We start from the raw sequence: 16,491 nt of genomic DNA on the forward strand, positions 1-16,491 counted from the left end.
TAGCCTGATCGTATTCCGTCATGATTACAGAAGTATTCAGCTTATTTTATAAAACAGCAGTAAGCGTACTCCCACGTCAAAACTTCATGTTGTTTATCACTATTATTGGATACTTTTAGATAATTCTGTAAAAATCGTTCCCAGTGCAAACGCTCCAGCATCTGGATGTCCGATACTGCGTTCGCCGACAGTTCCAGCACGACCCATACGAGCAACGATGTCTTCTGTATTTTTCGCACCTTTAACTGCTGCACTGGCACCGTTTTTGAATGTTGTCTTAAAGTCCTCGTCAGCTGCTGCACTCTCAGCCCAAGCTTCTTGACATGGGACAAGTGCGTCGATCAATGTTTTATCACCGACTTCTGCGCCTTTACCGAATGACCGTTCACCAGTCGACTGAATACCTTTTACTGCAGCATCGATCATATCAGAAAATTCTTCGACGGATAGTTCTTTTTTGCCTTCGACTTTTTTACCAGCTGCTCTAAATGCAGAACCCCAAATCGGACCTGAAGCGCCACCGCAGTTCTCCATAATGATCAGCGAGCACTCTTCAAGGAACTCTCCGATGTCATTTGACTGCTCCAGTACATAATCCCATTCTCTTTTCAGCTGCTTAAACCCGTTTGAAATACTCATACCGAAATCACCATCACCGGCGTGAGTATCCAGTTCGTTAAATGCCCCTTCGTTTTCGATAATGATTTCACTCATTTTATCCACTAAATAAATCATGTTATTTAACGTCAGCGTTTTATTAGAAATTTTGACGTATTCTTTATCTGTCTCTACTTTAAAAGATGCTGATTGATTTGTCTGCTCCAGAACAGCATCAGTAAATTCTACACGCTTCACAGGTCCTGAAACTTTGAAAGCGGGTGTATCACTCTCTTTATTTATGAGTGATTTCAATTCCTCATCCAACTTCATGAGCGAAACAGAAACACCTGCCATGTCAACACTTGTCATATAGTTTCCTACAAATGTACGACAAATTTTTATATTTCTTTCAGAAAGTTCTCTCGCTACTTCATTATTGAATAAATAGAGTTCTTGAAGAGGCGTTGCTCCGAAACCATTAATTAATACGACAAGCTCTTCTTCGTTATTATCCGTAACATTTAAATCTTTTAATAGATCTTTGACCATACGTTCAGCTAGTTGACTAGCTGACATCATTTTCTCTTTTCTTATCCCCGGTTCACCATGGATACCTACCCCATATTCCATTTCGTCATCTTCCAGCTTAAATGTTGGTGTTCCTTTAGCAGGCACTGTGCCAGATGTTAGTGCAATACCAATACTACGCACGTTATCAGCTGCTTTTTGTGCGACGGTTTTAACATCTGAAAGTGAACGTCCTTCTTCTGCGGCTGCCCCAGCTATTTTGTGAACCAAAACCGTTCCAGCAACACCTCGGCGTCCAACTGTATATAAACTGTCCTCTACGGCAATATCATCTTCAACTTTTACATAATCAACAACTGCTCCGTCTTCTTTAGCGAGATGCGCCGCATTTTTGAAGTTCATGATATCTCCAGAATAGTTTTTGATGATCAGTAGTGTTCCTTTGCTGCTCTGTGTTTTTTTGATTGCTTGATAAACCTGTATCTGTGAAGGCGAGGCAAAAACTTCTCCACATACAGCCGCATCCAGCATTCCCTTACCTATAAAACCAGCATGCGCGGGTTCATGTCCGCTGCCGCCCCCACTGATTAACGTGACTTTTTCATCATTCATTTTTTTCTTTTTAATTACCTTGTATTTATTTATGAGTTCAAGTTCCGGATGAGCCAAAACTATGCCATTAATCATTTCCATCATCAGCGTATCTGGTGTATTGATTATTTTTTTCATTTAAAACATCTCCCTATTATTTATTATATTGCTTATCATCTAATCATCAATTGGCTTCAAATTCACTAAAGCGAGCCAATTCACATGGTTTTTCTGAATAACACTGGTATGATCACCCTTATAGATAAGTAATCACTTAATTAATTTTCTGTATTTATATTCACAATGACACTTAATCCCACAACAACCGAAAAACTTCCTGGCAAGCGGCTAACTCTCTAAACTAATGATCCGTAAAACAGTTGTCTGGCTGTCTCTATTGAAAAAATGCTCATTTAGAGTTAGATTTTTTCCCGGACATGATGTGATTCCGGCGATACTAACATCCGTTTTACTATGCATCCAATATTTGAACAGGATACAGTCTTCCAGTAGCTATAGGTAAAAAAATAAATACAAAATTTCTGCTTAATTTTTTTCCATGCATCTCATACATTGTCCAAAGACTACCTGCTTTCATCCCTCCTTGACTAGCTATTTTTAAAGTAATAAATCTTATTCGCGATATATTCAGCATTAAATCCAATCGTATTGATAGACTTATTCTGCTAACAATACTTTACTATGTAAGCGTTTGTTTTTAAACGGACAGATGTTTTGATATGTCAAAACATCTGTCCGTTTCATTATTCGAAGTGTGACAACATACACTTGTGCCATACAAGGAGATGCCATCATTCAGTTTATCCTTACGAATAAGTCATCACCTATTTATTGAGAACCTTGATCCAAAAAAATCGTTTGTTAAAACATCAGTCAGTTAAATAATTAAAAATTGATAGATGCAGATAAATGAACTAGGCCATAAACAGAAAACGTGAGTTGCAGATGGTCATACCAGCAAGAGAGGATACGAACATTTTTAAATAAAGTTACTGCAGAGTGTCTGAAATGCTGTTCGTCAATAAACATTTAGGCGTCCATTCTGAAAAGGGAATAACATTAAAGAACCTGTACCGTTGCGTGTGAAGCCATATATTAGTTGAACTGGATAAAGATGAATCCTATTGAGGTGTAGATGTAAGTGAAAAAAAGCTATTGGAAGTGAAATACATTCATCAAGACAGCTTCCTCTAGAACACATCAATGAATAAAAAAGCTGATTGGCTGGACCGCTGATGATAAATTAGCCGTCTTAGTCAGCTGTCTTGGTTCTATTACACTGATAGTGCAAGAAAAAAAAGAGAGGTCAGCACAAAACCTGCTTCGCCTCTCTTCTATATTAAAAAACATTTTCATTTCATACATGTATGCATTTAATAGTCATGCATTTTGGTTACAACTGTAAATTCAATCTTGGATCGACTGGTTGGCTGTGATGATCGCTGTTTTATATACATCCTCTTCGACAGATCCACGAGATAAGTCAGAAACCGGTTTGTTTAAGCCTTGTAAAATTGGTCCTACAGCTTCAAAGTTTCCAAAACGCTGAGCGATTTTATACCCAATATTTCCAGATTGCAGCTCAGGGAAGACAAAGACAGTGGTTTCTCCGGCTACCTTAGATTCTGGTGCCTTTTGTTTTGCTACAGCAGGTACAAAAGCGGCATCGAATTGAAGCTCTCCGTCAATATCAAACTCAGGTGCCATCCCTTGGGCGATACCTGTAGCTTCGCGTACTTTATCAACGACAGGAGCTTCGGCGGATCCTTTAGTGGAGAAGCTTAAAAGAGCAACTTTTGGATCGATATCGAACATTTTAGCCGTACGTGCACTCTCAACAGCGATTTCTGCTAAAGTCTGGGCATCCGGATCTGGATTGATGGCACAATCAGAAAAGACGTATTTCTCCTGTCCGCGTCCACGCAGCATGATGAATGCGCCTGATGTACGGCTTATTCCCGGACGAGTTTTGATGATCTGCAGTGCTGGTCTTACCGTTTCACCTGTTGAGTGAATCGCTCCACTGACCAGTCCATCAGCTTTATCCATATAAACGAGCATCGTTCCAAAGTAATTGACTTCAAGCAGCTGCTCTCTTGCTTGTTCTTCTGTGGCTTTCCCTTTACGACGTTCAACGAATGCACTTACCATCTCATCGTATGCATCATAATCACGAGGGTTCACAATGTCGATCCCCGTCAGGTCAAACCCATTTTCTTTGGCAACGTTTAAGACTTCGTCTCTATCGCCAATCAGAATCGGGGTAAGTAACTCGTCGTGGTATAAACGAACCGCCGCTCCTAAAATACGTTCATCTGTTGCTTCAGGAAAAACGATTTTCAAATTTTTCCCCTGAATTTTACTTTTCAAGCTTTCAAATAATTCCACAATATTTCCCTCCATTGTTGTTTTTCTACATATAACATCTTAACACTTTTAAACAGTGATTCACACCAATCTTTCTATTTTCATCTATCAATTTTCAACTTCAGGGATTTCCCAGTCTATTGGCTTTTCACCCATTTCTTTTAAGGCTTTGTTTGTTTTTGAAAAAGGTTTTGAACCAAAGAAACCTCTATAAGCCGATAAAGGACTCGGGTGCGCCGATGTAATGACTTTATGCCTGTCTTCGTTGATCATATGTCGTTTAGATTTAGCTGCATTGCCCCATAAAAGAAAAACGATCGGTTTCTTTCGGTCATTGAGTGCTTTTATAACGTCATCTGTTAAATTTTCCCATCCCATTTTGCGATGTGAGTGGGCCTGGCCTTTTCGGACAGTTAAAACAGTATTTAAAAGCAGGACACCTTCTTTAGCCCACTTTTTCAAATAGCCATGTGAAGGCGTTGGAACGCCCAGATCATTTTCCAACTCCTTGTACATATTCCGCAGTGAAGGTGGAATCGAAACACTGGGATCAACAGAAAAGCTGAGTCCATGCGCCTGGTTTTTACCGTGATAAGGGTCCTGTCCCAGCAACACAACTTTTACCTCATGATAAGGTGTCCACTCAAACGCCTGCCAGATATCCTCTTTTTTTGGGTATACTGTTGTGGTCTCGTATTCTTTTTTCAAAAATTCTCTGAGAGCGAAGTAAGACTTCTTTTGTGCTGCTTTTTCCAGTATAGGCTGCCAGTCATTGTTTACAGAAATAGTCATAGAGCTCTCCTTTTAAATTTATTTTAATATAATGATAATTACCGTGTTCTATTCTGTTTTTTTTGGTATGCTAGTTTTAATGATTATATTGCATTAAAGGAGTAGACATACAGATGATAAAGTTAATTGTTTCAGATATGGATGGCACCCTGCTTGATGAAAATATGGAAATCAGCTATGCCAATGTTTCCGCTATCAAGCGCGCACAAAGCCAGGGGATCCATTTCGCCATTGCGACCGGGCGGGACTTTCCCATGGCGTACCCTTTGTTAGAGGACAACGGTATAAGCTGTCCAGTGATTGCTCAAAATGGCGCACAATATTTTGATGAAGACAGCAACGTCAAGTATAACCGTGGTCTTGAAAAAAGTACAGTCAGAAAAATGTTAGATATCTTCTCCGGATACGAAGATATTCACGAAGAACTGATGACATCCAAGGGTATTTATTCAGACAATAAAGATCATCGCTTGGAAATGCTTGCTATGATGCTTTATGACATGAACCCTGACACGTCATACGAAGAGGCTCTCGAGAATGCTGCTGAATACGCAAAAGAGCTGAAAATACATTTTGTCGATGATTATGTAGAAATCATTAATGACGACAGTGCGATCATTCTCAAAGTGTCTGTGCACTCCAGTAAGGGACGCGAGATCCTCGATCCACTCAAGGAAGAACTGCAGCGTGAGATTCCTATTTTAGCTATCACTGCCTCCAGTAAACGAAACCTTGAAATCAACCATGAAGCAGCTCAAAAAGGTATCGCTGTCGCTCAGCTGGCCAAACAGTTAGGTGTAAAAGCTGAAGAAGTGATGACGGTCGGCGATAATATCAATGATCTGTCAATGCTTGAGTGGGCGAAGTACTCAGTAGCTGTAGAGAATGCAGAGCCTGAAGCTAAAGCAGCTGCCCGATTTTTAACGTCCAGCAACCGTCAAAACGGCGTGGCTGAAGCCATATCCCGAGTGTTGAGCGATAAGTTTTATAACCAATAAAATCAAAACCACTGGAGGTTGGGACATAAAAGTCCCAGCCTCTTTTTTGTCTGCGAATCGCTGTTTATAAAAGTTTTAAACAAATATACAACGCTGCTCACCTGGCCTGCGTTTATTTCATCTCAAGGATAATGGTCTGCATACGTTTAAATCCATTCTTTTCCCCTTGGTTTTATTTATCATTTTTTTGCCATGGCGGTAGTATCGTTATGGCGTCAACTAGTTTTTCATTGGCATACCGGTCGGTCAGCCGTCTTTCACGGCGGTCTTTATAATCCCCACAGATCATCTGCTCTTCACTATCTCCTGGTACGATCTGAGGCAGACTCTGGCTGGCACTCATTCCGGGCACAACAAAAGTGATAAAACTGGTTGCCGCTATATAACGTTCACCTGTTAAAAGGTCTTCTCCAAGAACTTTAGCAAACACTTCGACAGAGGTCCGTCCTGCCCCGGTCACGTAAGATTCTACGCAAACCGAGTGTCCGGGTCTGATGGGGTGAATAAAATGAAGCTCATCCATTGATGCTGTAATGACATCGTTTGAACGGGCAAATCGGGAAACGGAAATCGATGCGGTATCATCTATCAGGCTCATCAGTTTGCCGCCGAACAAGGTCTGATGATCGTTCAAATCAGGAGGCAGGATCCGATGCGTCTGCACTACTCTGGTATCATTACATGTTAATTTTTTACTGCTTTTATTTGTCATTCCTGTCATCCTCAAAATTAATTTGGTTTGTTTTATTTTTTATAAGTTCGCTGAAACGGTGCGTCAAGTGCGCTGTGTATCCCCAGAGATAATAATCAGACAGAGAATAAAAAGGAATCTGCTGATCGATCGTCTTCCATTTATATTTTTGCTTATCTGAGTCCAATTTAACTGGATCGTCGCCGGTCCGTTCGATTTCATACTGGACGTTATGATAGAGCGGTTCATTCGTCAGAAAGTACTGCAGAGGTATAGTGAAAACATCTGCCACTTCTTCGTTTGGGGCCAGTTTAGACACATCAGTATCTGGCAGCCACCCCACAAAACATTTTATTACATGATCTTCTTTGACGATATAGTCCATTTCTCCTAAAATACTAATCTCGTTTCTATCAAGTACCAGTTCCTCTTCCGTTTCTCGCAAAGCCGCTTCTCTGTAAGTTTCTCTCTCTTCTAAAGCTCCTCCCGGAAAAGACGTTTCGCCAGGCTGCGAGACGATGTTACTCCTGATTTCAAAAAGTATATGGAGCTCATCATCAACCCTTACAAGAGGAAGCAAAACGGCATACTTTCGTTGTCTGGTAACCGAAGCTGGGTCATGACCGGCTATCACGCTTTTTATGTGCTCTATCACTTTTTCACCTTCCTGTTCATTCCCATTATTTGTCTTTCAGACTGAATTAAACAGTCTCTCTTTCAGAAATATCTACGAATGCAGTTTCTACTTTACATAAATGTTTTGAGTTCTTTGACCCATTGACGAATGGAGCCTGTATAGGCATAAGCAAATTCAGCATTAAGTGGTGTCGGTTCCTTGTTGATCAAAGCACTCTTAGATCCATTATAGTCATAAATAAGTCCGGCTGCCGGATATACATTCAGACTCGTCCCCATAACCAGCAACATATCCGCTTCTTTTACTGCTTTGAGACTATCAGCCAGTGTGTCTGTATCCAGCGTTTCACCATACAGAGTAATAGCTGGACGCGCCCATTCACCATCAATACTCAACCCTGTCGCATCACGCTTGGCGTCAGCCAGTGGTTTGACTGCCCCTGATTCTGTGATCACCTTCCTCGCATTGCCATGCAGTTCCAAAACATGTGTACTGCCTGCTTTCTGGTGAAGTCCGTCGATATTTTGTGTAATGATCGTAACGTCATGGCCTTTATCCTCCAACTGTTTCAGAAATAAATGACCAGTATTGGGTTCAGCATTGTTAAACACAAGCTTTTCATGATAGATACGGTAAAATGTTTCGGGGTGCGTATTAAAAAAAGACAGGCTGAGAACTTCTTCCATCGGTGTGCCTGATTCCGTTTCTTCTTCATATAATCCTTTATTCGACCGGAAATCAGGTATGCCACTTTCAGTAGACATGCCTGCTCCTGTTATCACAGCAATATTCTGACTGGTTTTAAACCATTGTGCTACTTTTTCAATGTCTGCCACATCGATCTCTCCTTTTTTTTAAAAGATAATTTTATTTACTTTGCAGTTTTTTCTGTAATCTTTTTAATCATAACGGAAAGAAACGTTCTTTTCTTCTATTTTATATCTTAACATTTATCATCAAGGCGTGTAATTTGAAACATGACTGAGCCAATATCGACATTACTGATTGCAGCAGACGACACAATTGGCCTTGCAGTCTGTACTTTTTCAGCAGCAATTACTACTGCCGGTACCGCTCATAAATTCGAGCCGATTGGTGCCACAAGAAAAGTGAAGAAATTATTGATGAAAGTTATTGAGTTTTACTTTCTATATAACCAGTATGTTGATCCTGTTTTCCACAGTGGCTACCGATCAAGTCAGTAGAAATCCATCTAAACTTCAGGTGACACTTGGGCCTGTTCTCTCGTTATTATAAATAGAGAGGAGGATGGCAATGGACACACAATTGACTCTTTTCAACACTGCTTTAGACATGATAGCGAATGTCGGATTCCCCATTTTCATTTCGCTGTTTTTACTGCACCGAATGGAAAGTAAAGTTGATGCGATCGTCGTAGCCTTGAAGGATTTGACGACTGTAATGTCTCACAGCAAAAAGTAAAACACAGTGAAAGAAAGCAGATCTTGATCCGCTGCTTTCTTTTTACTTTTATCTGCTTTCATAAATCAAGTTCCAAGTGTTATAATTATAAGTGTAAACCAGAACGATAGACGGGTTGGAGGAGGAGTAGAAATGGTTCGGTACTTTGTGAAAAAAGAATTCATGTCAAAACAGGACAAGCTGATCGTTTCTGATTCAACTGGCCAGGAACTGTTTTTGATTGTTGGAAAGTGGGGACGCATTGCTGATAAATTGTCTGTCTTTTCAATCGATGGTAAGCGACTGCTGGACATTAGACAAGTGACCTTATCTCTTTTTCCGAAATTCCATTTTTATATCAATACTGAAAAAATCGGCAGCTTGAAAAAGCATCCCGGTATTCGCGGAATAAAAAATCCTTTTTTTACTTTATCTGGTCTCAACTGGATAATCACTGGTGATTTCGACAAGAAACAATTCACAGTCAGACACTTCGGTAATAAAATAGGTACCATTGATAAAACTGTTTCTTATACAGGCGAGTTTTACACTGTTGAACTGGTCAGAGGCGAAGAGGCTCCCGCTGCGTGCGGAGTAGCTGTACTGCTGGATCACTATGCGCAAAACAAAAAGAAGCTTTTGAAAAGAAAGCAGCAGCAAAAGTACAGTCTCGGTTTCATGCATCCGATATGGATGAAAATCAGACAAAAATTTCAATGAACACAGATGTCATAGAAAATGAAGACTCTCATGATTTAAATCAGATCGCTTAAAGCGTCTGTATAAATCATGAGAGTTTTTTTATAATTTTTTCTGCAAATGGTCATAGAGATGATCTGACAGGATGAGTTCATCTACTTTTTCAAACCCCATACGTTCATATAAATCTCTGGCACGTGGATTTCGTTTATCGACATTCAGTCCTATAGCTGTCATTCCACTTTTTTCAGCTTCAACAAAAGCGGCTTTCAGCAGTTCACTGCCGATGCCCTTGTTTCTATAACTCTCATCTATAACGAGCATATCAAGATACCATTCACCATCGAGACTTTCTTCATCACTGTAAGTTTCATCAGACGTCAGATTATATTTTTCTAAAAAGGCATCGATCGACTCATAAGCATCTGTTGCAGAGCCTCCTTTATATCCATAAAAAAAGCCAACGATCCGACCATCGATTTCTTTTACCTTCGCATTAGTAAAGTTGAAACGATATGCCTTCTGTTTTGCTGCTTTAACCAGCGAAGACTTCAGATCCTTCCAGGGAACCTTCTGCATGACTGGCAGTTCCATATCAATGAGAATGACTTTCATCAACTCAATGATTTCCTCTACATCTTCTTTGTGTGCACTTCTAATCACTCATATCACCTTTTTATTCAGCTATTTTGTTTCACAGTATCTTTGATGCGTTCTGCTACCTTTACAGGTATTCCCAGTGCTGTTAATTCATCGATTTCTGCCTCTTTGAGCCGTTTCATTGATTTAAAATGTCTCAATACTTTTGTCCGTGTTTTAGGACCCACGCCTTCTACCTCATCAAGCTGGCTGGTAAAGCTGTTTTTCCCGCGGACGTTTCTGTGGAAAGTAATGGCGAACCGGTGTACTTCTTCCTGAATACGCTGAACTAAATGAAAGGCTTGACTCCTTGGATTTAAAACGACCGGTTCCAGATCATTTCCAAAGATCAGTCCTGCCGTCCGGTGTTTTTTGTCTTTGACCATCCCTGCTACTGGAATATCCAGACCAAACTCATTCTCCAGGACATCCCTAGCAGCATTGACCTGGACTTTTCCGCCATCCATCAAAATCAGATCCGGCATGCTTTTTCTTTCTTTTAAAAGACGAGAATAACGCCGCCTGATCACTTCCTGGGTCGTCGCAAACTCATTACTGCCCACCACTGTCTTTATTTTATACTTGCGATAATTGTTCTTGTCCGGGACCCCATCTTTAAATGAAACCATCGCTGACACAGGATTCGTTCCTTGAATATTTGAGTGGTCGAACGCCTCAATCTGCTCGATATAAGGAAGTCCCATGACCTCTGACAGTTCTTCAATGGCTCCAGTTGTTTTCTGCTCTTTCATTTCTATTAAACGGAACTTCTGCTTCAAAGCAATTTCGCTGTTTTTGCCTGTTAAGTCCAACAGTTCTTTTTTGCGTCCTCTCTTAGGAACAAATACTTTGGTTTCAAGTGTTTCCTCGAGCAGTTCTGTATCCACTGTCTGAGGGACATAGATTTCTTTTGGCTTCTGATTATTTATGTCCTCATAATACTGCAGAATAAACCCGATCAGCTCTTCTTCCGGTGTATCGATGACCGGAAACATTGTTGCTTCTCTCTTGATCAAGGTCGCCTGCCTGACAAAAAAGACCTGAATAGAAATCCATCCCTTGTCCATGTAGTAGTTGAAGAAATCTCTAGATGTATAATTATTGGATATGATCGACTGTTTTTCGACTGTCCGCTCAATATAAGAGACTTGATCACGAAATTCAGCCGCTCGTTCATAATTCATGTCTTCTGCTGCTTCCTGCATCTTCTGTTTCAGATCTTTTTTAATCTCTGAGACATTTCCATTCAGGAAAGATTTGATGCGTCTGATCTGCTCGTCGTATTCTTTTTCAGGTATCTCATGGTCACAAGGCCCGATGCACTGACCAATGTGGTAATACAGACAGGCACGTTTCTGATGACCGTTACACTTGCGAAGCGGGTAGATTTTTTGAATAAGCTGTTTGGTTTCAGAAGCAGCCCACACATCAGGGTAAGGGCCAAAATAATGTGCACCGTCTTTTTCAACTTCTGACGTAATGACCAGCTTTGGATCCCGTTCATTCGTAATTTTCAAATACGGATAACTTGTTCCGCGTTTCAACCGGATATTGTATTTAGGCTGATGCTTTTGAATCAGTGTCACTTCTAGAAGAAGGGCTTCTTTGTCTGAACCCGTAACGATCGTTTCATAATCAACGATGTCTTCGACCAGACGCTTTGTTTTCCCTTCATGTTCTCCTCGGAAGTATGAACGGACACGATTTTTAAGATTTTTGGCTTTACCGATATAGATGATTTCATCGTTTTTATTTTTCATAATGTAGCATCCCGGTAAACTAGGGAGCAATTTCAGTTTGTTTTCGATCAGTTCATTAGACAAAAAAACACCTCCTTTGCCTACGTTTTAGTCTTTCGGTGCTTCAAAAAGATACAAGGAATGAAAAACATTGAAATCGGACCGGCCGACTTTTACACCTTCATACATAAAGGTCTCTCCCAATTCATGCTTCTCTGATTTGATGGCTTCATCGATCGCGTCTGCAATATCTGCATACAATTCATCGGTCTGTTCTTCGGTCAAAGTTCCATGTGCGCTTTCCCATCTTTCGAGAAATGCCTGTTCGTCTTTGCTTTTATAAAATTCAATCATCACGTCGTCCATGTTTCCCTCCTTCATTCCACGATTATCCTTAGTCCTTATCATTTTACCAAAAATGGGAACATTTGTCAGTATGTACAAAAAGTAAGTAATGAGTTTCCAGTATTGCTCCAGCTTCGTCCGTTCCAAGACAGGATTCCAAGTCTTGGAAATATGGTTATACCACTCTAAAATATTACCTCTGCCACAGGACTTGCTGCTTGTCAATTTTACATAAAGCATAAATCGAAGATGATAGCCAGAGGTTTTATTGAATTTTAATATTTTTGATAATTAACCGACCGATCCTCTTTTAATAAAAGACGGTTTTCTTTGCCACTGAGCCATGTCAATAGAGAACATCAATTGTAAGAGAAATTTAATAAATACATATATATTGTATCACAATATATAATTTGATACTATATATTGTGATAAAAGAATATTAAGAGAGGAAGTTTTACCTATGGAATTTTTACCCGCTTCCTACGTAGAACATTACGTAGCCACACATCCTAATCCACTTAATGAGCTTGGAGAATTTGTATACAGTCGAACCTATTCCCGCTGGCTTGAAGACAAAGGACGAAGAGAATACTGGCACGAATCAGTGAAACGCGCAATCGAATATAATATGGCTTTGGAATACAAACATTTGAAAAAGATTGGTTATGCTGTTCAACTGAAAGCTATGCGCAAAGAAGCCAAAGAACTTTTTGAGAATATTTATAATACCAGACAGTTCCCTTCAGGAAGAACACTTTGGCTTGGAAACGCCAATGAGAAAGTAAACAAAGATTTCGCCTTAGGGAACTTCAACTGTTCTTTTCTATCCATTGAGAAGTGGGAAGACTTAGCAGAACTTTTCTATCTTCTGATGGTCGGTAAGGTAAAATAGCCCAGTGCCGACGTTAAACCTTGTGAACCTGTACTAACAGGGTGTACATGTTAACAGAACATGTGCTAACGATGAAGGCCTTAGAGCTAATATCGTGCCAAGCTGTAACTCTTGAAATTTTATTATCCGTCGAGTTATAGAAGGTGTAGAGACTATCGAAAAGATCATACGCTGTCGGGAGGACACCATATGATAACTGAGTAGAGTAGCGGTCACGTGAAAATCGTGCCGCCAAGCGCAGGGACTTATAAGGTAACGCTTATAAGTAAGATATAGTCCAAGTCTACGCTTGACTGGCGTAGGTTTCAAAGCAACGAAAAAAACATTACGAAATCTAACTGACATACGAACGAATACGACGTTATTACATTCAGACTACAAGCCAGTTCCTGTAGAAAAACGACTTGAGAATACAAAAGTTGTGAAAATGGAAAACGGCTATGCTAAAATTTATGTCGGTGATTCAAAGGAAGGCTGGGTAGAGTCTTTAGCCGAATATCTGAACCTTTTGACTAAAGTTGAAAATGAAGACATTCATACCATTAAAATCAGCTACAATAGCGTCCGTCCTGAAGGCGAACGACTGAAGACATTCGGTGGAACAGCCTCTGGTCCGGCGCCCTTGCGAGAAATGTTCGCGGGCATCAACAAGGTACTCAAAAATGAAATCGATCCTTATTTAGATCCGATCGAAACAGACGACAAAGGCTACGGTTCCGTCCGTCCGGTACACATACTGGACATCGGAAATCTGATCGGAGCGAATGTCGTTGTTGGTGGAGTGAGAAGAACTGCTGAAATTTTCTTATTTGATGCAGATGACCATGAATCCATGTTTGCCAAATACGGCATGAATGGTATCTGGACAGAAGAACAGCTAGAACAACACAAAAAAATCGGTAAACTTTTAGAGAAATCAGGTATCAAGCCGCGCTGGTTCGATAATCTGAAAAATATCGGAGACCGCCGCGAAGGATTAGATCACCGTCGCATGAGCAACAACTCGATCGCGTTTGAGAAGAAACCAGATCGTGACTTTTTACATCTAGTCTTTGAAATGATGCAGCTTGAAGGAGAACCTGGTTTCTTTAATATGGAAGAAGCCCGTCACCGTCGTCCTAATGCAGAAGGCGTCAACCCCTGCGGCGAAATCATCCTTGATTCCAAAGGCGTCTGTAACCTGACGACGATCAACGTCAAGGCCTTTGTCCAGGAGCAGGAAGATGGAACGTACGGCCTTGATTTGGATGGGTTGAAACGTGCACAGGAGCTCTCTGCCCGTATCGGACTGCGTATGACCTTGACTCCTTTGGAAATCGATACGTGGAATGAAATACAGCAGCGGGACCGTTTGATCGGCACATCTGTCACTGGATGGAAGGATGCCCTGGCTCTGGTTCAAGCGACTGAGGAACAGGAAATCAAGTGGATGAACATGCTGCGCGATGCTTCAAGAAAAGCTGCGGATGACTATGCCAAAGAGCTTCGAGTCAATGCGCCATTGTTAGCTACAACAGTTAAACCAGAAGGCACCCTGTCACAAGTTGCAGGTGGCGTCTCACCAGGCGTTCACATGAGTCACAGTCCGTATTACATCCGTCGCGTGCGCATCAATGCCACGGATCCGCTTGTCAAAGTGGCTAAAGAACTTGGCTGGAAAATCCATGCCGAGATCGGTACGAAAAATCTTTACGATCAGAGCGACCTGGCAAAAGAAGAAGTCATCGAGGATGCACGAACCGTCGTTATCGACTTCCCTGTTGCGAGTGGCGCAAAACGTACCAAAGAAGATACAACAGTCGATGAACAGTTCGATACTTACTTCCGCTTCCAGAAAAATTATGTTGAACACAATGCCTCCAATACGATCGACGTGAAACCAGGCGAATGGTCTCAGGCCGAACAGCGCGTCTGGGATGGCTGGGACGACTTTGTCGGTGTTTCTTTCTTGAGCCATGATGGCGGGACATATACGCTTGCCCCTTATGAAGCCTGCACGAAAGAAGAGTACGAAGCGTTGAAGTCTTCCATGAGACCTTTCGATGCCGCTCTTTTACACCAGTTCGAGCATAGCGAAACTGAAGCAGATCTAGAAACGATGGAAGCCTGTTCGACGGGTGTCTGCCCAATCAGATAAATGAATGGAAATGATTGAAAGGAGATAAAAAAGTGACGTCTTCCCCATCGGAAAAAGAAACCACGTATAAACCTGGTCGTACGTATGCGCTCACGCGTACAGCGCTCTTGACCGCTCTTGTTTCAGTGGGAAGATTGAGCTTTTCTTTTCTTCCCAATGTTCAGCCCATGACTGTTTTGCTCGTCTGTATAACTTTATATTATGGATGGAAGAGCGGTCTGGCGGTCTCACTTTTATCTGTAACACTCACGAATATTTATCTGGGTATGGGCCCATGGACGCTGGCACAGTTTTTTGCTTACACTGTATTGATCGGGCTGACCTATCTTCTGGAAGACACTTATGAATCGGTTCCTATGTGGATCATGAGTTTATTTGTGGCTTTTTTAGGTATAGCTTACGGCTTAGTTATCTCGCTTGTACAAGCCCCGTTTTTCGGATGGAATATTTTTATCCCCTATTATTTGTCGGGGCTTCCTTATGATATTATGCATGCATTTGGCAACGTAGTATTTTTTGTCATTCTATACCCTTTAGTGATGCGTATATTTCGTCGGGCAGATCAAAATACTCAAAACCCAAACTAAAAGAAGATGATTTTGTCAGACAGCTGATAAAATCTACCTTATAAAAGAGCTTCTGTTTGTATTTTTACTGATACCTTAAGTAGCTTTCGTCTGTTTTGACAAAACTTCTTAAGGTAAAGTAGTATCTTAAGTAGTTTTTAACTATTTTGTTTAAAGTGCTTATGCTATTGCTGTATGTTCAGGAGTTTTCGTCTATTTTAATGAAACTGCTGAAGATAAGGCTGTATGTCATGCAGTTGTCAGTTGCTTTGATAAAAGTGCTGAAGATAAATCAATAAATCAATATTTCAAAGCCGTTCAATAAAAATGAGCGAGACTTTCCAATATTAGGCTTTATAGAAGGTAAATTATAGAGGAGAAGATTTTCATGAAAAAGAAACAAAAATTACTTATCGCCGTTGCTGGCAGTATTATCCTTATCGTCTTGGCACTATTGCTCAATGGCATGTTCTCAAACGATACCACGGATCAAGCTTCATCACCTGATATGAAAGAGATCTCTATTACTTTGCAGGTTCAAGAAGACGAGGTGTCATCTGACTCGTTTGAAGTGATGAATGATACGACCCTTATGGAACTCATGGAAGATAATTTTGATGTGGCTACTTCAGATGAAGGTTTTGTACAAGCCATCGATGGCTATGAGCAGGATAAAGATAAAGGTCTTTATTGGATCTTTGAGGCTAATGAGGAAATGGTCGAAGTCTCTGCCGAAGAATTTGTTCCTGAAGATGGCGATGAAATCATGTGGATGTTGACGTCTTTTTAAAAAAGTAATGAAAAAAGCAGGCTATTCTTTTGTT

At 40.7% G+C, this 16,491-nt stretch carries 18 protein-coding genes; 8 read left to right on the forward strand and 10 right to left on the reverse strand.

The window, feature by feature from the left end; genetic code table 11:
* Positions 1 to 102: 102 nt before the first annotated feature.
* From dhaK to AKA01nite_RS07560, 4 genes are all read right to left on the reverse strand, one after another.
* Positions 103 to 1,857: a dihydroxyacetone kinase subunit DhaK gene (gene dhaK, locus AKA01nite_RS07550; RefSeq protein ID WP_146924712.1), complete on the reverse strand. Its 1,755-nt coding sequence runs from the start codon at positions 1,855 to 1,857 to the stop codon at positions 103 to 105.
* 334 nt (positions 1,858 to 2,191) lie between these two features.
* Complete coding sequence (locus AKA01nite_RS09435) at positions 2,192 to 2,317, reverse strand: hypothetical protein (RefSeq protein ID WP_281282445.1); 126 nt, start codon at positions 2,315 to 2,317, stop codon at positions 2,192 to 2,194.
* Between the two features lie 830 nt (positions 2,318 to 3,147).
* Positions 3,148 to 4,128 carry a phosphate acetyltransferase gene (gene pta / locus AKA01nite_RS07555; protein ID WP_146924713.1) on the reverse strand — a complete coding sequence of 327 codons (981 nt, stop codon included), beginning with the start codon at positions 4,126 to 4,128 and terminating at the stop codon, positions 3,148 to 3,150.
* An 87-nt stretch (positions 4,129 to 4,215) separates the two neighbouring features.
* Positions 4,216 to 4,899: a uracil-DNA glycosylase gene (locus tag AKA01nite_RS07560; RefSeq protein WP_146924714.1), complete on the reverse strand. Its 684-nt coding sequence runs from the start codon at positions 4,897 to 4,899 to the stop codon at positions 4,216 to 4,218.
* 113 nt (positions 4,900 to 5,012) lie between these two features.
* On the opposite strand from AKA01nite_RS07560, the gene AKA01nite_RS07565 reads away from it, so the two are divergent.
* Positions 5,013 to 5,897 carry a Cof-type HAD-IIB family hydrolase gene (locus AKA01nite_RS07565; protein ID WP_146924715.1) on the forward strand — a complete coding sequence of 295 codons (885 nt, stop codon included), beginning with the start codon at positions 5,013 to 5,015 and terminating at the stop codon, positions 5,895 to 5,897.
* A 172-nt stretch (positions 5,898 to 6,069) separates the two neighbouring features.
* On the opposite strand, the gene AKA01nite_RS07570 is transcribed toward AKA01nite_RS07565, so the two are convergent.
* The 3 genes from AKA01nite_RS07570 to AKA01nite_RS07580 all read right to left on the reverse strand — a co-directional run bounded on the left by AKA01nite_RS07570 (position 6,070) and on the right by AKA01nite_RS07580 (position 8,061).
* Positions 6,070 to 6,609: an acyl-CoA thioesterase gene (locus AKA01nite_RS07570; RefSeq protein ID WP_146924716.1), complete on the reverse strand. Its 540-nt coding sequence runs from the start codon at positions 6,607 to 6,609 to the stop codon at positions 6,070 to 6,072.
* Complete coding sequence (locus AKA01nite_RS07575; protein WP_146924717.1) at positions 6,599 to 7,243, reverse strand: NUDIX hydrolase; 645 nt, start codon at positions 7,241 to 7,243, stop codon at positions 6,599 to 6,601. Before AKA01nite_RS07575 ends, AKA01nite_RS07570 begins: the two co-directional genes overlap by 11 nt.
* Before the next feature lie 92 nt (positions 7,244 to 7,335).
* The gene (locus AKA01nite_RS07580) at positions 7,336 to 8,061 is read right to left on the reverse strand and encodes an NAD-dependent protein deacylase (protein WP_222592496.1); all 726 of its coding nucleotides are present in this window, start codon (positions 8,059 to 8,061) and stop codon (positions 7,336 to 7,338) included.
* Between the two features lie 141 nt (positions 8,062 to 8,202).
* Here AKA01nite_RS07580 and AKA01nite_RS07585 point away from each other — a divergent pair, with 141 nt between their 5' ends.
* The 3 genes from AKA01nite_RS07585 (at position 8,203) to AKA01nite_RS07595 (ending at position 9,367) form a co-directional block, all read left to right on the forward strand.
* Positions 8,203 to 8,430, forward strand: coding sequence for a hypothetical protein (locus AKA01nite_RS07585; protein WP_146924718.1), 228 nt, complete (start codon positions 8,203 to 8,205; stop codon positions 8,428 to 8,430).
* A 70-nt stretch (positions 8,431 to 8,500) separates the two neighbouring features.
* Complete coding sequence (locus AKA01nite_RS07590) at positions 8,501 to 8,668, forward strand: YvrJ family protein (RefSeq protein WP_222592497.1); 168 nt, start codon at positions 8,501 to 8,503, stop codon at positions 8,666 to 8,668.
* A gap of 132 nt (positions 8,669 to 8,800) precedes the next feature.
* Positions 8,801 to 9,367: an LURP-one-related/scramblase family protein gene (locus AKA01nite_RS07595; protein WP_146924719.1), complete on the forward strand. Its 567-nt coding sequence runs from the start codon at positions 8,801 to 8,803 to the stop codon at positions 9,365 to 9,367.
* Between the two features lie 81 nt (positions 9,368 to 9,448).
* On the opposite strand, the gene AKA01nite_RS07600 is transcribed toward AKA01nite_RS07595, so the two are convergent.
* Genes AKA01nite_RS07600 through AKA01nite_RS07610 form a run of 3 tightly spaced genes read right to left on the reverse strand, consistent with a single transcriptional unit; the run spans position 9,449 to position 12,090 of the window.
* Positions 9,449 to 10,009 carry a GNAT family N-acetyltransferase gene (locus AKA01nite_RS07600; RefSeq protein WP_146924720.1) on the reverse strand — a complete coding sequence of 187 codons (561 nt, stop codon included), beginning with the start codon at positions 10,007 to 10,009 and terminating at the stop codon, positions 9,449 to 9,451.
* 17 nt (positions 10,010 to 10,026) lie between these two features.
* On the reverse strand, positions 10,027 to 11,808 hold the full coding sequence (gene uvrC, locus AKA01nite_RS07605; RefSeq protein WP_146924721.1) for an excinuclease ABC subunit UvrC: 1,782 nt from the start codon (positions 11,806 to 11,808) through the stop codon (positions 10,027 to 10,029).
* Positions 11,809 to 11,832: 24 nt separating this feature from the next.
* Positions 11,833 to 12,090, reverse strand: a complete 258-nt coding sequence (locus tag AKA01nite_RS07610) for a hypothetical protein (protein ID WP_146924722.1) — start codon at positions 12,088 to 12,090, stop codon at positions 11,833 to 11,835.
* Between the two features lie 442 nt (positions 12,091 to 12,532).
* Between AKA01nite_RS07610 and AKA01nite_RS07615 the strand changes: the two genes are divergently transcribed.
* The 4 genes from AKA01nite_RS07615 to AKA01nite_RS07630 all read left to right on the forward strand — a co-directional run bounded on the left by AKA01nite_RS07615 (position 12,533) and on the right by AKA01nite_RS07630 (position 16,457).
* On the forward strand, positions 12,533 to 12,964 hold the full coding sequence (locus AKA01nite_RS07615) for a hypothetical protein (protein ID WP_146924723.1): 432 nt from the start codon (positions 12,533 to 12,535) through the stop codon (positions 12,962 to 12,964).
* A 289-nt stretch (positions 12,965 to 13,253) separates the two neighbouring features.
* On the forward strand, positions 13,254 to 15,101 hold the full coding sequence (locus AKA01nite_RS07620) for a ribonucleotide reductase barrel domain-containing protein (protein ID WP_146924724.1): 1,848 nt from the start codon (positions 13,254 to 13,256) through the stop codon (positions 15,099 to 15,101).
* Positions 15,102 to 15,133: 32 nt separating this feature from the next.
* A complete protein-coding gene (locus tag AKA01nite_RS07625) occupies positions 15,134 to 15,688 on the forward strand; it encodes an ECF transporter S component (RefSeq protein ID WP_186805137.1) in 555 nt (184 codons plus the stop codon).
* A 367-nt stretch (positions 15,689 to 16,055) separates the two neighbouring features.
* Positions 16,056 to 16,457 (forward strand): DUF4430 domain-containing protein, encoded by a 402-nt coding sequence (locus AKA01nite_RS07630; protein ID WP_146924726.1) that lies wholly within the window; start codon positions 16,056 to 16,058, stop codon positions 16,455 to 16,457.
* The last annotated feature ends 34 nt before the right edge of the window (positions 16,458 to 16,491 follow it).

This window comes from Alkalibacterium kapii (genome assembly GCF_007988865.1).
Classification (GTDB): domain Bacteria; phylum Bacillota; class Bacilli; order Lactobacillales; family Carnobacteriaceae_A; genus Alkalibacterium; species Alkalibacterium kapii.